This is a genomic window from Paenibacillus sp. FSL H3-0469, assembly GCF_038051945.1.
Taxonomy (GTDB): Bacteria; Bacillota; Bacilli; order Paenibacillales; family Paenibacillaceae; genus Paenibacillus_AQ.
The window spans coordinates 5,648,751-5,667,273 of the sequence record NZ_CP150302.1 but is presented as its reverse complement, the minus strand read 5'-3'; the positions used below and the strand labels follow the sequence as shown (position 1 = coordinate 5,667,273).

The 18,523-nt window shown below is 52.9% G+C and carries 17 protein-coding genes; 5 read left to right on the top strand and 12 right to left on the bottom strand.

What is annotated here, in order from left to right; translation table 11 throughout:
• Nucleotides 1-38 precede the first annotated feature (38 nt).
• From NSS83_RS24845 to NSS83_RS24830, 4 genes are all read right to left on the bottom strand, one after another.
• On the bottom strand, nucleotides 39-740 hold the full coding sequence (locus tag NSS83_RS24845; protein WP_341187076.1) for a pirin family protein: 702 nt from the start codon (nucleotides 738-740) through the stop codon (nucleotides 39-41).
• A gap of 21 nt (nucleotides 741-761) precedes the next feature.
• Nucleotides 762-1,337, bottom strand: coding sequence for a hypothetical protein (locus NSS83_RS24840; RefSeq protein ID WP_341018883.1), 576 nt, complete (start codon nucleotides 1,335-1,337; stop codon nucleotides 762-764).
• A gap of 163 nt (nucleotides 1,338-1,500) precedes the next feature.
• Complete coding sequence (locus tag NSS83_RS24835) at nucleotides 1,501-2,433, bottom strand: manganese-dependent inorganic pyrophosphatase (RefSeq protein WP_341346739.1); 933 nt, start codon at nucleotides 2,431-2,433, stop codon at nucleotides 1,501-1,503.
• A gap of 87 nt (nucleotides 2,434-2,520) precedes the next feature.
• Nucleotides 2,521-3,357 (bottom strand): AAC(3) family N-acetyltransferase, encoded by an 837-nt coding sequence (locus NSS83_RS24830; RefSeq protein ID WP_341346738.1) that lies wholly within the window; start codon nucleotides 3,355-3,357, stop codon nucleotides 2,521-2,523.
• Between the two features lie 144 nt (nucleotides 3,358-3,501).
• Between NSS83_RS24830 and NSS83_RS24825 the strand changes: the two genes are divergently transcribed.
• A complete protein-coding gene (locus NSS83_RS24825; protein ID WP_341346737.1) occupies nucleotides 3,502-4,485 on the top strand; it encodes a ring-cleaving dioxygenase in 984 nt (327 codons plus the stop codon).
• 123 nt (nucleotides 4,486-4,608) lie between these two features.
• Here the strand turns inward: NSS83_RS24825 and NSS83_RS24820 are convergent, their stop codons facing one another.
• Both NSS83_RS24820 and NSS83_RS24815 read right to left on the bottom strand, forming a co-directional pair.
• The gene (locus NSS83_RS24820; RefSeq protein ID WP_341187073.1) at nucleotides 4,609-5,301 is read right to left on the bottom strand and encodes a hypothetical protein; all 693 of its coding nucleotides are present in this window, start codon (nucleotides 5,299-5,301) and stop codon (nucleotides 4,609-4,611) included.
• 105 nt (nucleotides 5,302-5,406) lie between these two features.
• Complete coding sequence (locus NSS83_RS24815) at nucleotides 5,407-6,096, bottom strand: YjjG family noncanonical pyrimidine nucleotidase (protein ID WP_341348765.1); 690 nt, start codon at nucleotides 6,094-6,096, stop codon at nucleotides 5,407-5,409.
• Between the two features lie 85 nt (nucleotides 6,097-6,181).
• Here NSS83_RS24815 and NSS83_RS24810 point away from each other — a divergent pair, with 85 nt between their 5' ends.
• Together NSS83_RS24810 and NSS83_RS24805 are read left to right on the top strand one after the other, a co-directional pair.
• Nucleotides 6,182-7,150, top strand: a complete 969-nt coding sequence (locus tag NSS83_RS24810) for an MraY family glycosyltransferase (RefSeq protein WP_341346736.1) — start codon at nucleotides 6,182-6,184, stop codon at nucleotides 7,148-7,150.
• A 787-nt stretch (nucleotides 7,151-7,937) separates the two neighbouring features.
• On the top strand, nucleotides 7,938-9,131 hold the full coding sequence (locus NSS83_RS24805) for an IS256 family transposase (protein ID WP_341346672.1): 1,194 nt from the start codon (nucleotides 7,938-7,940) through the stop codon (nucleotides 9,129-9,131).
• Between the two features lie 202 nt (nucleotides 9,132-9,333).
• Here the strand turns inward: NSS83_RS24805 and NSS83_RS24800 are convergent, their stop codons facing one another.
• From NSS83_RS24800 to NSS83_RS24780, 5 genes are all read right to left on the bottom strand, one after another.
• Nucleotides 9,334-9,855 (bottom strand): mismatch-specific DNA-glycosylase, encoded by a 522-nt coding sequence (locus NSS83_RS24800; RefSeq protein WP_341187071.1) that lies wholly within the window; start codon nucleotides 9,853-9,855, stop codon nucleotides 9,334-9,336.
• Nucleotides 9,856-10,056: 201 nt separating this feature from the next.
• A complete protein-coding gene (locus tag NSS83_RS24795; protein ID WP_341346735.1) occupies nucleotides 10,057-12,063 on the bottom strand; it encodes a hypothetical protein in 2,007 nt (668 codons plus the stop codon).
• Nucleotides 12,038-12,940, bottom strand: coding sequence for an ABC transporter ATP-binding protein (locus NSS83_RS24790; protein WP_341187069.1), 903 nt, complete (start codon nucleotides 12,938-12,940; stop codon nucleotides 12,038-12,040). The genes NSS83_RS24795 and NSS83_RS24790 overlap by 26 nt, the downstream gene beginning before the upstream one ends.
• Nucleotides 12,933-13,322 (bottom strand): GntR family transcriptional regulator, encoded by a 390-nt coding sequence (locus NSS83_RS24785; protein ID WP_341018873.1) that lies wholly within the window; start codon nucleotides 13,320-13,322, stop codon nucleotides 12,933-12,935. The genes NSS83_RS24790 and NSS83_RS24785 overlap by 8 nt, the downstream gene beginning before the upstream one ends.
• A 192-nt stretch (nucleotides 13,323-13,514) precedes the next feature.
• Nucleotides 13,515-14,963 carry an MFS transporter gene (locus tag NSS83_RS24780; protein WP_341346734.1) on the bottom strand — a complete coding sequence of 483 codons (1,449 nt, stop codon included), beginning with the start codon at nucleotides 14,961-14,963 and terminating at the stop codon, nucleotides 13,515-13,517.
• 155 nt (nucleotides 14,964-15,118) lie between these two features.
• On the opposite strand from NSS83_RS24780, the gene NSS83_RS24775 reads away from it, so the two are divergent.
• Nucleotides 15,119-15,736 (top strand): TetR/AcrR family transcriptional regulator, encoded by a 618-nt coding sequence (locus NSS83_RS24775; RefSeq protein ID WP_341187067.1) that lies wholly within the window; start codon nucleotides 15,119-15,121, stop codon nucleotides 15,734-15,736.
• A 96-nt stretch (nucleotides 15,737-15,832) separates the two neighbouring features.
• Here the strand turns inward: NSS83_RS24775 and NSS83_RS24770 are convergent, their stop codons facing one another.
• Nucleotides 15,833-16,987 carry a polysaccharide deacetylase family protein gene (locus NSS83_RS24770; RefSeq protein ID WP_341346733.1) on the bottom strand — a complete coding sequence of 385 codons (1,155 nt, stop codon included), beginning with the start codon at nucleotides 16,985-16,987 and terminating at the stop codon, nucleotides 15,833-15,835.
• A 499-nt stretch (nucleotides 16,988-17,486) separates the two neighbouring features.
• Here NSS83_RS24770 and qoxA point away from each other — a divergent pair, with 499 nt between their 5' ends.
• Entirely contained in the window at nucleotides 17,487-18,503 is a 1,017-nt protein-coding gene (qoxA, locus tag NSS83_RS24765) for a cytochrome aa3 quinol oxidase subunit II (RefSeq protein WP_341187065.1), read from the top strand.
• Nucleotides 18,504-18,523: the final 20 nt, after the last annotated feature.

Here is an 18,523-nt window from a genome sequence, read left to right as displayed (position 1 = left end):
CGAGCTCCTCCTTCATGTCTGTATCCCGCCGCCGCTCATTACGGCAGATCAATCACCATGACCAGTATATTCTCATCAGCCTTCAGCTCCAGCTGCGCTATGTCCTCGATTCTTGCCGAATCGCCCGGCTTCAGCACATCCTCCCCGTTCAGGGTAAGCTGCCCTTCAATCAGATATACAAAGCTGCGCCGCCCCGGCTCCTGCCGGAAATCCAGTTGCCCGCCCGCTTCGGCCTTCCCCAGATATATCGTCATATCCTGGGCTATTCCGACAATCTCCTCCGACGCTTCGGCCGCTACTACCGGAAGCAGGCGTCCTTCAAGCTTGGCCGGATCGAAGCGTCCGGTTGCATAGGAGGGAGCCGTCCCCCGGGTCTTGGGCATGAACCATAGCTGAAGCAGACGGACCGGCTCACTGTCCGAAGGGTTATGCTCCGTATGAATTGCGCCGGTCCCTGCCGACATCCGCTGGATGCCGCCGAAGGACGTCTGCGCGACATTGCCCAGGTTATCCTCATGACGAAGCACGCCGGACAGCACAATGGAGACAATCTCCATGTCACTGTGCGGGTGGGCGCCGAAGCCTTTTCCCGGAGCAATCGTATCATCGTTACAGACACGCATCGGCCCAAAGGCCGTGTTATCCGGATCATAGAAATCCCCGAAGGAGAACACATGACTGCCCTTCAGCCAGCCGTAATCGAACTGGTGCGCAGACGCAGCAGGATAGATTGTAATCAATGGAACCGCCTCCTGTGGGTATTATGAAGTGGTCGATATCTGCAGTTCAGAAACGATGAACCATTTCTTGGACGCAGCATCCTTGAAATACACCTGAATCATATAGTTCCCCTTGTCGGTAACCTTATAATTATACGCTGCCGATTTGAACCAGAAGCTGTCCTTCTTCTCTGTAATGGGCTGGTTATCCACAACATCCGTCTTGCCCGCCGGGTCTGTAATGGTGATCTTTAGATCGGAGATATCTGTTTTGAGATCATCCACCTGCACCAGGGCAGAGAAGGTATTGCTGGTATCCATTCTGACTTTGCCGAAAATCTTGCCCTGCTCATCCAGCAGCACCGTGTTCACATTAGGCTTGTAGATCTTGACCGTCCCTGCTGACTCGTCCACGGATACAATCGCCTGCATATTCTCGGAAAGCTGTTCCACAGGCACATAGACCCCGCCGTCCGAGGATAGTGCAGACTGCTTAAGCAGCATATTATTCACATAGAATGAGAGATCTGTTTTGCCGGCAGCAGCATACAGCAGGCCTCCTCCCGAGACCATCATCAGGCACATTGTTGAAATCGCCAGCTTGCGCATCTTCCCCATTATTCCCGTCCCCCTCTATAATGTCCTATGCTGTATATACCCTTCAGACGTCAAGGAGTTGCTGTGAATTGTAAAATAAAACCGGCTGTACGTTTTTCCTGAGGAAAAGGCACAGCCGGTCACGGGACAACCTTCTTACTCCGGGTATACCCGGAAGCAGCAATTACAGCTTGGCGATCGTCTCGGTGAGAACCGGTACAATCTGTGATTTACGGGACACTACACCCTTCAGCACAGCCTTGTTATCATCCAGCTTCACATTGTAAGCCTGCTCTACAGCGCCTGCTACGCGGCCCAGGGCGAGACCCACGGAATCGTTGTTCAGGATATCGGTAACCACGAACAGGAACAGATCCAGTCCCTTATCGTCAATAATCGCGGTAAGCGCTGCTTCCAGCTCAGGTTGCTTGGACAGGACATCATTCACATCCACAGCGTTAACCTGGGCAATCTCCACCTTATATTCACCCATCTTGAATTCCTTGGCATCCAGAGAGATCAGCTGGGCAATGCTCTTGTCGCTCAGGTCTGCACCGGCTTTGAGCATGTCCAGGCCATAGCTCTCGGCATCTACTCCGGCAATAGCCGCCAGCTCACGCGCAGCAGCCACATCCTGCTCTGTGCAGGTCGGCGATTTGAACAGCAAGGAATCGGAAATGATAGCGGACAGCATCAGACCGGCGATGTTCTTAGGAATGGCCACGCCATTCTCTTTGTACAGCTTGTTCAGAATGGTAGCTGTACAGCCGACCGGCTCAGCCCGGTAATACAGCGGATAGGCGGTCTCGAAGTTCGCAATCCGGTGATGGTCAATAACTTCAACCACACGGACCTGATCGATATCATTCGCACTTTGCTGGCGTTCATTGTGGTCAACCAGAATCACTTGTTCCGCTTCGGCGGCTACGTTCTCCACCAGACGCGGTGCTTCTAGCCCGAAGTGATCGAGGGCGAACTGAGTCTCTCCGCTGATGTCTCCGAGCCGGACCGGCTCAGCATCCCAGCCGAGTTCCTTCTTCAGTGCGGCATAGGCAATTGCCGAGCAGATCGTATCTGTATCCGGGTTTTTGTGACCAAAGATCAAAGTTTTTGTCATTTCCAATCTCCTTACTATGTTTTTGTGAGAATAATATACCATACATTGATAGAACCCTGCCAGATACCTGTAAATATCCGGCCCGGGTTAGCTCTTGGTATGCTCCTGCACCGCCTGTACAGGCTGCCCCCGCTTCGTCTTCGGCAGCGCCTCAGGCACATCTTCCCCGGAGAGCGGTTCGTTATCCGAGAACAGATCCGGGTTCTCTCTGAGCATGCCGCTCAGGATACGCGTAGTCTCTACCGTGCCGCAGAGCATGACCCCGGCATCGCCGAAGCTGCCCCTGCGCAGCGCCCCGCCGTCCTCCAGCACGGATTCCACCTTCCAGAAATGCTGCGACCAGGACAGTCCGCAGTGTCTGCGCGAAGGCACCGCAATCTCCCGGCCTTCCGGCGTCACGGTATAGAGCGCCTCATGCCCGTCCGTCATCCGGCCGGGAATATCCACCCACTCTTCAATGCCGTGAATGAACGTATTCCTCCGCAGATCTACACCGAGCAGCATAATCTCCGCACCCCGGTCCAGCAGCTTACCGTAGACAGAGCCGCGTGCACAAGGCGTATCCCAGCGCTCATCTCCGGCTGTGAACACCGCTGCATCCCTGCCCAGCGCCGCCACTGAATGCGTGGGATGCCAGGAACGGATCACGTTCGGCCGCTTACGGAACAGCTCCGGCAGAATCCCCACGCAGACGGGCGACTCCAGCACCGAGAAGCGCGGATTCTGCCCGTCGATATAAGACCAGGTATGGGTCGGCAGGACCAGCAGCCCCTCCTTCATATATTCTGAGAGAACATCCAGTACGGTATCTGCTCCCCCTTCCACTTCACCAATGCTTTTGAGCGAGGAGTGGACCAGCAGTGTCCCCTGCGGATCGATCCCCATCCTCTCCAGCTGCTTCATCAGACTTGATCTGGTGTGCATGTTTAACCCCGCTTTCCTGAATAATAAATACCAGCTTGAAATACACCTTGCAAAATTACTCATTTACTATTAAAATTATAGTAACTTAATATTAATAAGTAATTTTTCATATAACAATCACCCCAAATTCCAGGAGGTATTCCCATGAGTTTAACACTAAAAGGACTTCACCATGTATCTGCCATTACCGCCAAAGCGCCGGAGAACTACAAATTCTATACCGAAGTGCTCGGACTCCGCTTGATTAAGAAGACCGTCAACCAGGATGACGTATCTGTCTATCACCTGTTCTACGGGGATGAGACCGGGAATCCCGGCACGGAGCTTACCTTCTTCGAGCTGCCTAACGCAGGGCGCAACCGCGATGGCAACAACAGCATCTCCGCACTCTCCCTGCGTGTTCCCGGTGATGATGCCCTGCTCTTCTGGACACAGCGCTTCACCGTGCTGGGCGTAGAGCATGAGGAAATCACCGAACGCGGCGGCCGCAAGACGCTGGCCTTCACCGACCATGAGGTCCAGCGCCTCATCCTCGTCTCAGATGAGCATAACGAGGGCATGCCCGGCGGCAAGCCGTGGGCCAAGAGCCCGGTTCCTGCCGAGTATGCCATTGTCGGACTGGGACCGGCACATCTGACCGTCGAGACTGCGGAGCATACGGCCCTGATTCTGGAGGACCTGCTCGGCTTCCGCCGCGCAGGAAGTTATCCTTCACCGGTGGCGGGCCAGCCGGATGTTATCGTGTTCGAGACCGGTGAAGGCGGCTCCGGCACGGAGATCCATCTGGAGGAACGCAGCGATCTTCCGCAGGAACGCCTGGGACGGGGCGGCGTGCATCATGTAGCCTTCCGCGTCGATAACGAAGAGGAGCTGAAGCAGTGGATTGAACGCATCCGCAGCGTACAGCTCCCGAACTCCGGCTTTGTGGACCGCTTCTACTTCCGTTCCCTGTACTTCCGGGAGCCGAACGGGATTCTGTTCGAGCTGGCAACGGACGGGCCGGGATTCGCCACAGATGAGGAAGTCGAGCATCTGGGCGAGGCGCTGGCTCTGCCGCCGTTCCTGGAAGCCAAGCGCGAACAGATTGAGGCCCACCTGAAGCCGCTGGATACCCGTCCGCAGGTCTAAGCTTAGGGTCCTGGTGAATTAGTTCAGATAAATAACACATGAAGAAACTCCGGCCCACTTACAAGCCGGAGTTTCTTTTTGCGTTAACCAAGCCTGCATAATAGCTTAACTTACAGAATCAGATCAGCTCTCCGACCAGGTGATCGTGAACAGATTGAAGCCGGGCCGCGCCGTGGAAGCTTTGCCTGTAATGGATACAGGACTTGTCCCGCCGAGTCTGCCCGTAATTTTTACATTGCTGGCTGATACCGACTCCGAGGCATTATCCAGAGTTTTAATCCGCGCATATTCACTGTACACGAAGCCCATGATCTCCAGTGTCTCCTGCGTTGAATACGTGAACGCCACCTTCTTCTGGCCGTTAGCATCCGTATCCAAGGTGATCGCAATCAGGGCGTCCGGGGGAATCGGAAAATCCTTAGGCAGATTAACCGGTCTGGCCGTCCCCTCCACTACTGGAGCAGGAGTTGCATTCCCGCCGCCGGTAGAGGTTCCCGGAGCAGGAGTCGGAGCAGGAATATCCGCGCTGCCGGCACCAATTCTCACTTTATAGTTGACCGAATCATAATTGATAGGCACCTTCAGCACCGTGGCGATCGATTGGACCGGCAGGTAGGTGAGACCTTCGTAGGTAATGGGTGTCAGGGTTTTGCCATTGCCGTCCTTCATCCAAAAAGGATTACCATCCACCACAATACCCAGACTATGGTTCAGATAAGCCTTGATCTGCTGCAGCTTGGTGCCCGCATACACCCCTGCCGAGCCCGTTACCGTCATGCCGGTAACCACTGCGGCAATCAGCCATTTTTTTCTCATAATATCCTCTCCCGTATGTTGTTGTTAAAAAAGTATGGACTTAGCGTCCTTATATATTTAACACGGAAGCGAAACTTTCAACCTGCCTGCCGCCTTTTATTCTGCTTACACACGGTTCACGATCTCCACCAGTTCGTCCAGACTGCGGATTTCATAGGTAGGCACGATCTCAGGATCACCGGGCTTGTCCAGCGGATTGAACCAGCACGTATCGATGCCGTAATTGTTCCCGCCGCGGATATCCGAGGTCAGAGAGTCCCCGACGATCAGCACCTTGCGTCTATCGGACAGCTTAAGCCTCTCAAAAGTATAATCAAAAATTCCCGTCTCCGGCTTCTGGTAGCCCGTCTCCTCCGATACAATCACCGCCTCGAATACCTCGCTAAGCGGGGAACCCTTAATCCGGGCATGCTGCACATCGCTGATTCCGTTCGTAATCACTGCCAGCCTGCACCCGGCAAGCTCGCCGCAGAGCTCGGCTGCACCCTGAATCAGGAAGGTCCCCTCCCCCAGAAAGCGCAGATACGCTTCACTGAATTCCTCCGGCTTGAACGTAAGCTGCCTGGCGGCAAACAGCCGGTTGAACCGTTCCACCCGCAGGGCGGCAGAGGTGATTTTTCCCTGCTCGAAATCCTTCCACAAGGCATGGTTAATCTCCTGGTAGCTGGCGGCATACTCCTGCGCGCCTGTCGGCAGGCCGAAATGGGCGAAGGCATGGCTCAAGGCGTGGCTCTCGGCCATTCCATAATCAAACAGGGTATCATCGGCATCAAATAAGATACAATCGTATTTCATCATTTCCTCCATCTCGCTTATGTAGTTCGACAACATACATCCTTCTGCGATATAATCTGGGGTAGGGCTTAAAAAAATAAACGGGGTGATTGTCATTTTATACGGTTTAGCTTTTCTCGTGTCATTTTTTATCGTTTATCTGCTGATTCCTCCTCTGGGCAGACTCGCTTTCCGGCTGGATTTCGTGGACAGACCGAGGGAAGATGTTGAACGCAAGATCCATAGGGAGCCCATCCCGCTTACGGCTAGCTATGCCATATTCGTAGGTTTTTTCATTACATATCTGCTCTTCGCACGTGAATTCACCCTGGAGACGCTTGCCCTGTTCATTGGCGGTGTGCTTCTGCTGACTATAGGAACCATCGATGACTGGTACAAAACCAAGGGCAAGGATTTCCCGGCACTGCCCAAATTCATCGTACAGATTGCCGCAGCCGTTCTGGTCTTCTTTTCCGGCAATGCGTTTACCGGCTTCATTAATCCGTTCTCAGGTGATTATATCTCACTGCCGTTCATTTTGCAGTTCCTGCTGACGATCATCTGGATCTTCGGCGTCACTACGGTCATTAATTTCTCTGACGGCATGGATGGTCTGGCTGGCGGACTGACGGCGATATCGGCAGTAACGCTGTTCGTTGTCGCGCTCACGATGGGCCAATCCACTTCAGCCTTCATGGCAATTTCGCTGATCGGGGTGACCCTGGCCTACTTGCGCTTCAACAAGGCTCCGGCCAAAATCTTCATGGGCGACGCCGGCGCCACCTTCCTAGGCTTCATTCTGGCCGTGATTGCGCTGGACGGCGCCTTCAAGCAGGCCACGGTGTTGTCGCTGTTCATTCCGATTCTCGCGCTGGGCGTACCGATCTTCGACAATATTTTTGTCGTCATCAGGCGCTTCCTTAAGGGACAAGCCATCTATCAGGCTGACGCCACTCAGGTTCATTACCGCCTGCTCAAAGCCGGCCTGAACCAGAGACAGGTGGTCGGGGTGCTCTATCTGGTCAGCGTCTGCCTGTCCTTGTCCTCCATCATCCTGCTGCTGATCCAGACGTAGGCAGGCTGCTTTTACAAGCGGAAACGGCGGTACTGTCCTTTTTAAGGACGGTACCGTTTCAGCGAGAAGGATAATTTTAGCGCGAAGCATATTCATTCTTATCTTTTGAAAAGGGCTGTTCCCAAAAGTCATGAAATGACTGATGGGGACAGCCTTTTTAGTTTGGATTTTTTGAGCAGAATCAACGCGGGCGCTGCCTGATTACAGGGGGAGAAACTTTTACTTTCGAGCAGGATTACCATGGGCGCTTGGGTGAACTCCTTTTTGTTCGAGCAGGATCCACGCAGGCGCTCGGGTGGACGCTCCGCGAACGGAACGTTGCTACAATCGCTGTTGTCTCCAGATTTTATTTATTTCCCTAATCGGTAAAAATCCGGAGACAAAGGCGACCGCTATCGCTTTTCCGCATTCGTTCCGTCCTCTCCGCTGTTTAAGCGGGATGCGATATAAAACCACAACCCGGCCCCCACCCTTTCGCCCTCGTACCAGCACCGAATGTATGCTGTTTTTCTCATACATTCAGGCCACATGCCTGCGCGCCAGCAAATGTATGCTGTTTTTCTCATACATTCGGGCCACACGCCTGCACGCCAGCAAATGTATGCTGTTTTTCTCATACATTCGAGCCACATGCTTGCGCGCCAACAAATGTATGCTGTTTTCCGCATACATTCGAGCCACATGGATGGCGTAAAGTAAGTTGTGTACCAAGATTTGGAGCCTAGTCAGGCACCAAAAAAGTAGGGTATCCTCGGGATTGCGAAACCACCAAGGAGGAACCCTACCAATGAATATTTTACCCGAAAGTTCGCTGAATAATCTATTTGAAAAACTTGTTAAAGATTTTGTGAAAGACAACATGGAACGCCTGTTGCGCGCCGAAATCCAGGGGTTTATGGACAGTGAAGAAGCCGGTGCCAGCAATAGTCGCAACGGCTACTATACGCGAGATTTACACACGAAATACGGCCATATCGAGGATCTTCAGGTGCCCCGGGACCGCCAAAGCCTTTTCCAGACGCAGTTGTTTGAGCCGTACCAGCGGCGGGACGGATGGTTAGAAGAGGCCGTCATCCAAATGTATAAATCGGGCATGGGTACGCGGGATGTGGCCCGGTTCATTGAAAGTATGTTTGGCAGCCACTACTCCCCCACCACGATCAGCAATATTACGGCTACAGTGCTGGACGATATCCACCAGTGGCAAAAGCGGCCACTGAGCAAACGGTACTCTGTGATCTATTTAGATGGGCTGTACGTGAAGCTGAAACGGGGCACGGTTCGTGGTGAAGTGGTCTACTTTGCGATGGGAATTGACGAGGAGGGACAGCGTCAAATTCTCGGGTTCTACGTGGGTGGCCAAGAGAGTTCGAATGGCTGGCGGGAGGTACTTAAAGACCTGTACGAACGCGGAGCGCAGGAAGTCCTGCTGGGTGTGTTTGACGGGCTACCGGGACTGGATGCGGCGTTTAAAGAGACCTATCCTCAGGCGGATGTACAGCATTGCGTAGTGCACAAAGTGCGGGCCACGTTTCATAAAATTCGGGTGGAGCACAAAACCGATGTCATGGAGGCGTTGAAAACCGTATATACGGCACCGGATGAAGTGGTAGCCCGGGCTAACTTTGATACGGTCAAAGCGAAGTGGAACAAGCTGTATCCGAAGGAAATGAGGTCCTGGGAGGAACAGTTATCCACACTCCTAACGTTCTACAACTATCCGCTGTCGATCCGTAAAGCGATCTACACGTCGAACCCCATCGAGCGGATGAACAAGGAAATCCGCAAGCGTCTGAAACCGATGAACAGTCTGACAAACATGGATGCGGCAGAGAAAATCGTGTACCTGGAGATGCTGGAATACAATGAACGTCATGCAGGGCGGGTCGCCCAAGGCTTTGGAGTGGATGCCGTTAAAAAGAAGCTAAAAGAGCTATTCGAAACACGCTACCCCTCTTTGCCCACACCGGAAGAGGCATAGCAGAGAAATCCAGTTTCTGGGGGTCGGGGTTCCCTCTCCCCCCAGAAACACTACATCCCAACCCGTAACCCGGGGGAGGTACTTCTACTCTTTTACACAAACTTCTTGACGCTACCGCCACATGCTTGCGTGCCAACAAATGTATGCTGTTTTCCGCATACATTTAAGCCGGTTACCCATGTACCAGATCCCGGGCCCGGCTTCAAGGCTCCTGCTCCCCCGTAAAGTCACGCAGCTGCGAGTAGATTCCGATGATCTCCGGCATCGGCATGCGGACCAGGCCGCTGGAGGATGGAGCAACGAACTCCCGGACTCCGTCCACCACCGGAGCAATGCCTTCCTGGAAGCCCCAGGCGGCTGTAGTTCTGCGGCTGAATTCTGTGTACACGCCCTTGCCGACAAAGCAGGCAATCTCCGGGCGGTATTCCTCCAGCTTGGCCCGCAGGAGCTCACGGCCCTTGGCGTACTCCTCCCGGGTGATATCTTCAGCGCCTACGGTGGGGCGGGCGACGATGTTGGTGAAGCCGTACCCCAGCTTCAGCAGCTCCCCGTCCTCGGAGGCCTCATATAACCGCGGCGTCAGACCGGACTTATGCAGAATACGCCAGAAATTATTTCGCGGATTGGCGTAGTGATGCCCCAATTCCCCTGAGCGGATGCTGGGGTTGAATCCGATGAAGACAATCTGGAGTCCGTGATCCAGATGATCCCGTACCTCTTCCATGCTTATCCCTCCTTACCGATCACAGCCGCATGGCGCGCCTTTGTACGCATAATTGCGCCAACTTATTCTTAATATACCCATGCTATGTCATCAGGCACACCTGAAGCAACATTCGGGCCAAACAAAAAAATCCCCCATTAACGGACATACATCCATTAACGGGGGAATCGCATACTACCGGCTTACTCCAACATGAGCAGCCTAAGGCAGAAGCGCCTTCAGCGCCGGAGACATCTCCTGCTCCTCCAGCGAAATAAAATTAATCGTTCCTTCCTTATACTTCATTCTCACCACAACTTTCCCCTCTTCGCGGGTGAAATTGCGCCGGTGCTCCAGAATGCCGTTAATCAGGGTTTTGTCTGTAATCTCGACTAGCCGGCTCTCATTTCGGGCTAAGTTCATCCGGGTCTCGGGATCATACCTCATCCCGGAAGGCAGCTCGCTGTGATGGATATCCCTGAACATCTCGGCGGATACGACATCCGCTGCAGTAATTTTGATTTTGGCGGCATAGCCCTTCTGTTCCAGCCAAGCCCCCAGCTCCTGATAGGAGGGGAACCAGTCATAGGAATAATTGACGCTGTTTCCGTATTGATCCGGCTTAAGTCTAACACGGATAGCAGCCCGTGCCCGCTGATCCGAAAACTGATCCTCGTAGGACATATTCAGTATTTCCCGAGTTAGAATGTCCTTGAACTCCTGAACCTCCTGCGGGTCGGAAATAGTGACCGCCTTGTTCAGGTTCCCGAGCCAGATGCTCTCCACATTCTCCTTCATCCGGTAAGTCTGGTAGCGCTCGCGCTTGTAATCTGCATGCTCCATAACCGCCTTCAGCTCCGGCTCGAAGCCTGCCCGCGGAACCAAATACATCCGCTGCAGCGTCCTTCCGTTCTTCAACTGGTAAGACAGTACGAAGCGGACCCGTGAAGAGTAGCTGTCGTCCCACACATTCCTCTGCTGTTCCGGTCTCGCCGTGACGACAGCCCGGTGCAGTGCGGTTACCGCTTCGATATACTTCGGGTCTTTGGACCGGATATCATCGACCAGGACTTTGGAGTTCTCATCCCCCTGCGGCTGTGTTAATTGCTCATAATTGCCTCCGGCGAATACCGCAGCCACCTTATCACCCGCCGGAACCCGGTTCTCATATCCGGTTAAACCGGATACAGGAACATAGAGCAGCAGACCAAGCAGTGCGCTGTACAGAGCGAATTCAAGCGGCAGCCTGCGGGTTAGGATATGCCAGCTTTTGCGGAGTACCATCTCTGCGGCAAGATAGCCGATCAGCCCTCCGGCCAGGACGCTGCCGATAATCCAGCCCGCCCCCTGCTTGTCGCCGCCAATATAGGCAAGAGCCACAAGCATACTGCACAGCATCACTCCCGCTTTGAACAGCGGATCGAAGTAGGTGAAGGCTACCGCATGTCCGGCCTTCTCGCTATGACGCTTAGGGTACAGTACGAAGCACAACGCCAGGAACACAGCGGTTAGAAGGCCATAGACCCACAGCTCCTTATAGCTGAAAATCGTATAGGACATATCCATCATCCGCAGAATTGGCGACCAAGCTTTATTAGAAAGACTCGGCAGTCCGGACCCGTTCAAGTAGCCATACAGATAACGATTCAGATGCACATTGATAAACTCCAGAAGAGCCGACGGCAGCAGCAGCAGAATGAAGACCGCTACACCCTGAAGAATGGTCTGCCCTGTACATATCCCCACAAACATAGTGAAAACAAACAGGAATAGGTTCAGCACCGTGAGGATCAGACACCAATCCCAGACGTATGATATATGGTAGATGTACATATTGCCGCTCAAAGGCTGAACCAGAGCTGTAATCGCACCCGTGATCCATATCGGCGGCAGCAGCAGAAGCAAGCCGCTAAGCATGTGGGAAGACAGCAGATGCGAGCGGCGCAGCGGGAGGCTGTGCATCAGATCCGAGGCCATTCTGGCCTGCAGATAACGGGACAGGAACAGCCCGGCAATCGCCGGAAAAGCCATAATGACAGGCGCTATATCAGCACCCAGGTTGAGCAGGCTGCTAATCTGCACGCGCTCCCCGGTCAGATCACTATAAGTGAACATTTGCAGCGGAATGAGACATAACAGCACCAGCGTATACAGAATTCCAATCCACCCATGCTGGCGCAGGTTCTGACGGATCAGGCTGGCGTTACAGAATAATCGGCTGTACGTCATAACCGGCACCTCCCATTTCATAAATAAAGATTTCCTCCAGCGTCAGCGGCAGCAGATCGAATACATACGGATCATAGACATGGAAGGCCTGGCTGATTCGTTCCCGCTCACCTTTGACAATATACAGCCTGACACTTCCCCGCTCCTCCCGGTGGAGGATTTGCAGGATGGATTCCAGCGCAGCCGCATGGCGTTCATCACGGAACGCGACCTGTACCTTATGCGTGTCCGACTTCAGATCATCCAGATCCTTCTCAACCAGCATCCGCCCTTCATGCATAATGCCGACATGATCGCACAGATCCTCAATCTCGCGCAGATTATGCGAGGAGATCAACACCGTAAGCTCACGCTCGGCGACCTCCTGGAACAGGAGATTCTTGATCTGGCGGCGCATCACCGGGTCAAGCCCGTCAATCGGCTCGTCCATGATCAGCACCTCCGGCCTGCAGCTAAGCGCAAGCAGAAGGGCTGCCTGGCGCTGCATCCCCTTGGAGAAGCGGCTGAGCTTGCGCCGGGGATCAAGCCGGAACATGGCAAGCAGCTCGTCATAGCGCTTCTGGCTCCATTCCGGGTAGATGGACTTGTAGAAGGCTGCCATACTCCGGATGGTCGCCTGGGGGAAGAAGTACGGGCTGTCCTGCATGAAGATCATTCTGCGCTTCACTTCCGGCGACTCGTAGACTGGCTGTCCGCCAAGCTTGACCGTGCCTGCATCAGGACTGTAAATCCCGGCAAGCATCTTAAGAAGCGTGGTCTTGCCTGCCCCGTTAGATCCCAGCAATCCGTAAATAGCGCCTTTATGTACAGTCAGCGACAGATTGTCAACCGCCTTATCCCCCTGAAAAATCTTGTTGACCCCGCGTATCTCAATCATGGCTGTTCCCCTCTCTTCTCTGATCCAGCGACTGGCGGTACAAGGCACTGATCTCGCTCTCCGTAAATCCGAGATAGACCGCCTCCGCCATCAGCCGCAGCAGCTCTGTCTTCAGCTCTGCCCGCTTGCTCTCGTTGTGCTCCTGCTGCATGGCGGCTACGAAGTTTCCCTTGCCCTGCAGCGAATAGATATATCCCTCACGCTCCAGCTCCCGGTAAGCCTTTTGGATCGTATTGGGGTTCACCGTGAGCTGTGAGGATAACGCTCTTACCGAAGGCAGCTGTTCATCCGCCCGCAGAATCCCGTGCATAATCATCTCTTTGACCTTGTCGGTCAGCTGCTCATAGATCGGCTTGCGGCTGCGTACATCCAACTCGAACATGACAGTCCTCCTTTCATCTGATACTCCGGCTGCTGTATCATAGTGTATTAACTGTACTACTATTATTAATACAGTTGAAGGTTAATGTCAATCATTAACTTTTACTTTGTCTAGTTTTAACGTATCACGCAAATAACCCCCGCCTGCCTACCCTGGACAGATGGGGGGTTATGATTGCTTAGCGGGACTGTTCTATTGAACATGAACGCTGCTGCTACGCCGCTGTCTGCGTTCATCGCTGAACAGGGCAGCGCCTATACCCGGGAGCAGCAGGCAGCCTGCGAACTTATAGGTCTGACTGAACGCATCCACAGCCGCCTGCTGCTGTCTTATTGCCGCGGTCCCGGCCTCTGTGCCTGCGGAGTTCACCGCACTCAGCTCTTGGATTGTATTATGCTGGAGCACAGTGACGATGATGGCCACACCAAGCACACTCCCCAGCGCCTTCGCCATATTCGTCACCCCTGAGGCTATGCCTACCTTATCTTCAGGAACGACCCGGATCGCCGATGACATCACAGGCGCCATCGAGAGCCCCACGCCGAAGCCGGTCACTGCAAGCCGGAGCATCACCGCACCCAGCGTAGAATCGGCCTCAAGTCCGCTCATGGAATAGGTGGCACCGCCAATCAGCACCATTCCCGCTGCGGCGAACAGACTGCTGCCGTATTTCGCAGACAGCGGCCCGGATACAGCCGAGCTGGCGATGGAGCCTAAAGCCATAGTTGAGAGGACCAGCCCTGCCTTCAGCTCCGGTACCCCCATCACCCGGGTCAGATAAAAGGAGGTCAGCAGCGAAATATTCATCAGCGCCGCCCCAAGTACGATCATCGATACCGAGGTACTGTTGAAGGCCCTGATCTTCAGCAGGGACAGGGGCAGCATCGGCTCCTTCCCCTTAGACTGCGTAAGAAAAAAGAACACCAAAAACAGCACCCCCGCAGCCATCAGCCCCAGGAACATACGTGAGCTCCAGCCGTAATCCTGCACTTTAATCAGAGCATATGTAATGCAGAACATCCCTCCTGTAATCCCCAGCATTCCGCCATAGTCTATGGACCGCCCTGCTGAATCATCCCGTGACTCCTGAATGAACATAGCCGTCAGCCCTATACTTAGCAGCCCAAGCGGTACGTTCACAAAAAAAATCCACTCCCAGCTCAGCTTCTGTGTCAGTATTCCGCCAAGTGCCGGACCGCTTGCTGCAGCCACTCCCGAGACGGCCCCCCAGATGCCTATAATCAGCCCGTGCATTTCTTTGGGGAAGGTAGTGGTGCTTAGCGGAATGGTAACCGGCACAATAATGGCGCCCGCCAAGCCTTGAATGATCCTGAACAGAATCAGCATGCCAAGGGAAGTGGAGAGTCCGGCCAGCAGGGAGCTCAGTGTGAACAGCCCCACGCCAATGATAAACACCTTCTTCCGTCCGAACTGATCGGCCAGACGCGAGGCAGTCAGGATGAATACGGCGAATGCCAGGTTATAGCCGTTCATCACCCAGGATACCTGCGACACACTCCCCCCGAACTGGCGGGTCATCTCCGGCAGGGCAATATTAATAATGGTCGTATCCAGCAGCGCCATGAAAAAGCCCAGCACAATCGCCGTAAAGGATAAAGCTCTGCGCATTCCAATCCCCATCTTGTTCATCTCCTGAAATATGAAATAGAGTTCATATTCAGATTATATGAACCACAGTTCATATTTGTCAATCAGAAAATGAACTTGAGTTCAGCTTTTATTGACAGCGTAAAACCGCTCCACTACAATTTGTACTATGAGGGGGACCTTACGATATGAGTGAAACAGAGGACAAGATTAGAACTCCGCAGCAGGAGCGAAGTATACGAACGAAGGAAGCCATTATCCGGGCCGCAATGCAATTGTTCTCAGACAAGGGTTTCCATCAGACGAACACGAAGGAGATTGCAGCTGCGGCCGGGGTGTCGACCGGGAGCTTCTACTCCTATTTCGTGGATAAAAGAGCCGTGTTCATTGAAGTGCTCCACATGTACGGAGATGAGCTGATGACTGAGGTCGAGCGGTCGATGGCCGAGATTAATTTCAATACGATTGAGCGCACGGACCTGATCCTGCATCTGATAGACACGCTTCTGCTCGCGCACAAAGCTTTTATCGGGTATCACAAGGATCTGAACATTATGTATCACAGCGATGAGGCCATCAAGCAGTTGATGGATGCCCAGTACGAGGCCGGCCGTCTTAAGACGCTGACCTATCTTCAGATGGGACAGGATGAACTGAAGACGGAAGATACGGAGGCTGCATCAATCATTGTGTTCGAGTCTGTGAGCGCGATTGTGGACTTCATCTCCTTCTCGCCGCAGCGGATCGCTGTGGACCGGCTGAAGTCAGAGCTGGTTCATATGCTGGTGCAATATCTGTACAAGTAACAGCAGCGTTTTCTATACATTTTTTCGCAAAAAAGAGCAAGCCTTCGGGAACAGATTGTCTCCCGGGCTTGCTCTTTGCTGTTGCTATTGCAGTAATCAGCGTTTATCCTTCCAGAAATTGAGCGGCTCCATGTCCTTTGTAATGAGCTTGAAGGTATAGCCTTCCTTCTTCAGCTTCTCCAGAATACGCGGCAGCACCTTGAGTGTAGCCTTCTGGTCATGCATCAGAATGACCGGATTGGTCTTGGACGCCTTCAGCTTATTCACCTGATCCATCACGGTGTTATAGATTCTGTCGCTGTTCTGTTTGTATTTCCAGTCATAGGAATCCACATTCCAGTCCCAGAGATGATAGCCCTGCGTCAGGACTTTATCGCGGAAGGACTTGGTGAAATAGGGCTTGCTTCCGTATGGCGTACGGATCAGAGTAGTGCTGACTCCGGTCAGCTTCTTCAGCGTTGCATTGGCCCCTGACATCTCGGCAAGCGCCGCTGCCGGGGAAGCATAGAACTTCTCCTGGCGGTGGGTCACACCATGCAGAGCTAAGCCATAGCCTTCCTTGGCAATCCGCTTCACCTGGGCGGGATGCTGGTTCATATTGTTCCCCAGCATGAAGAAGGTCGCCTGTACGTCATATTTGTGCAGGATATCCAGCAGTTCGCCAGTTGTTGCCGACGGGCCGTCGTCGAAGGTCAGATATACGGTCCGGCCCGGTTTGCCCGGCTCACCGGGAGTGACCGGAGTGGCAGGAGTCGTTGGAGCCACCGGAGCCTTCGGCTTCAGGTCGGCAGCATATTTATCGGTAAACGCTGCATCAGTAAGCTGCGCCGAGCCGTCCTTCACACGAAGTAAATATTTATCTCCCGCATAGGAAATGCTATACCCGAGGTACCCGCTGACCTTCAGCGGAGCCATGAGTTTGCCGTCCTGCACAAAAGTGCCCATAGGCACGGTTGTGCCGTCCTTCAGCACCGCACCTCCGTCCTTGCTCAGCAGGGTAAGCGAACCCGTCCCGCCGGCTACGTGAATCCCGTTCGTCAGGCCGGTAAGGGTCCATTTCAGCTCATCCGCAAGTGCACGCAGCGGTACATAATAGGTGCCTTTCACAGAGACAGCTTCAATCGCACTTAATTTATCGTTGACTCCGAGTTTAAGTGTAGTGCTAGTAGCTTTGGCGTTAGCCGGGACCTGCACAAGCCCCATAATTAGGAATAAAGACATGAATAAGAGCAGAATTTTCTTGATGCGCACAGCAGCAGTCTCCAATCTATGTATATTTGTCTATCACTTTATCATATATACTTTTAACGTAATTTGAGAGATTGTAACCGGAAGCTAAAAAATTGTTACCCTTATGCAATGATAAATGAGGGTTCGCCATTATTTTCAGAAAGCACGCAATTCTCGTCGAATGCTGTCACAGCAGGTGTTATACGGTTAAATCAGCGGTTTTTGGCCCAGAATAATTGTGACAAAATTAATAACAATATCGGAATTTTGAACAAAAATTGAACAACCTTAAAATTAGCTAAAGCGCGCCACTACTGTGATCTTTATCATACCCTTATGTACTTGTAACAAATTGCTCACACATATTTAACTTGTTCGCCATTTTTAAGGTCTATTTTATATATTTATACAAAATATGTATTTTGCATTATGGGTAAGTAGTTCTTACTATAGATACAGATCAATGTACTCCCGTTAATGAACGGCGAATGAAAAGTAGTATTGAAGGAAGGAGTTCTATATGAAGAAAAAGGGACCGTTATACGCTTTGTTTCTAAGCCTGATCCTTCTCCTGCCGGGATGCAGCTCAATCGCTGTTTTGAACCCGAAGGGGCCGTCTGCGAGGACGTTATCTGACACCATCTTGCTCTCTATTCTTGTGATGCTCGGGGTTCTGGCTGTTGTCTACATTCTGTATATCTTTGTACTGGTGAAATATCGTGCGAAGAAGAGTAATGAGGGCTACATCCCTGAACATGAGGAAGGCAACAAGGTACTGGAGGCCATCTGGATTATCATCCCGATAATCATCGTAGCCTTCCTGTCCGTTGTTACCGTTAAGACGACTAACGAAGTAGAGAATGTGGCTGCGGACTATCAAGATCAGACTCCGCTGGTCATCTATGCTTCCTCTTCCAACTGGAAATGGCATTTCAGCTACCCTGAGGAAGGGATCGAGACCGTTAACTACGTAAATATGCCGGTGCATCGTGCGGTAGAATTCAGAATGTACTCATTCGGCACCATTACCAGTCTCTGGATTCCACAGCTTGCCGGGCAAAAGTACGCCATGAGCGACATGCTGACAACGCTTCATCTCTCCGCTGATACAGAAGGCTCTTATATCGGAAAGAATGCCAACTTCAGCGGTAAAGGCTTCGCTCACATGGAATTCGAAGCACTTGTCCTGAGTAACAAGGGTTACGAGGACTGGGTGAAGGAAGTGAAGGAAACTGCGCCTAAGCTGACTGAGGAAGAATTCAAGGGCCTGCTGGCCACGGATTACCTCGGACGCAAAACGTATTCCTCCACCCATCTGGAGTTCAGCCCGCCTCCTGGAGACCACGGCGAGCATATGAGCGGCGGCGGCAAGGAGATGGATATGGACAACGGCAATCCGGAGCATCAGGATAACAAGGAAATCCATCCGTCTCCCGAGCCGTCCAGCGGAACGGAATTCGACAGCAAGCCTGATCCGGAAGTCGATCAGCCGCTGCCAAGCTCCCCTGTGGATGAAAGCACACACGAAGGACACTAGCTCTCTGGAGAGCTTAATGC

Bases quoted from the DNA above. Each gene is read 5' to 3' on its own strand.
- NSS83_RS24840 (WP_341018883.1), bottom strand. From the start codon at position 1,337: ATGGGGAAGATGCGCAAGCTGGCGATTTCAACAATGTGCCTGATGATG.
- NSS83_RS24835 (WP_341346739.1), bottom strand. From the start codon at position 2,433: ATGACAAAAACTTTGATCTTTGGTCACAAAAACCCGGATACAGATACG.
- NSS83_RS24830 (WP_341346738.1), bottom strand. From the start codon at position 3,357: ATGCACACCAGATCAAGTCTGATGAAGCAGCTGGAGAGGATGGGGATC.
- NSS83_RS24825 (WP_341346737.1), top strand. From the start codon at position 3,502: ATGAGTTTAACACTAAAAGGACTTCACCATGTATCTGCCATTACCGCC.
- NSS83_RS24820 (WP_341187073.1), bottom strand. From the start codon at position 5,301: ATGAGAAAAAAATGGCTGATTGCCGCAGTGGTTACCGGCATGACGGTA.
- NSS83_RS24815 (WP_341348765.1), bottom strand. From the start codon at position 6,096: ATGAAATACGATTGTATCTTATTTGATGCCGATGATACCCTGTTTGAT.
- NSS83_RS24805 (WP_341346672.1), top strand. From the start codon at position 7,938: ATGAATATTTTACCCGAAAGTTCGCTGAATAATCTATTTGAAAAACTT.
- NSS83_RS24800 (WP_341187071.1), bottom strand. From the start codon at position 9,855: ATGGAAGAGGTACGGGATCATCTGGATCACGGACTCCAGATTGTCTTC.
- NSS83_RS24795 (WP_341346735.1), bottom strand. From the start codon at position 12,063: ATGACGTACAGCCGATTATTCTGTAACGCCAGCCTGATCCGTCAGAAC.
- NSS83_RS24790 (WP_341187069.1), bottom strand. From the start codon at position 12,940: ATGATTGAGATACGCGGGGTCAACAAGATTTTTCAGGGGGATAAGGCG.
- NSS83_RS24785 (WP_341018873.1), bottom strand. From the start codon at position 13,322: ATGTTCGAGTTGGATGTACGCAGCCGCAAGCCGATCTATGAGCAGCTG.
- NSS83_RS24780 (WP_341346734.1), bottom strand. From the start codon at position 14,963: ATGGGGATTGGAATGCGCAGAGCTTTATCCTTTACGGCGATTGTGCTG.
- NSS83_RS24775 (WP_341187067.1), top strand. From the start codon at position 15,119: ATGAGTGAAACAGAGGACAAGATTAGAACTCCGCAGCAGGAGCGAAGT.
- qoxA (WP_341187065.1), top strand. From the start codon at position 17,487: ATGAAGAAAAAGGGACCGTTATACGCTTTGTTTCTAAGCCTGATCCTT.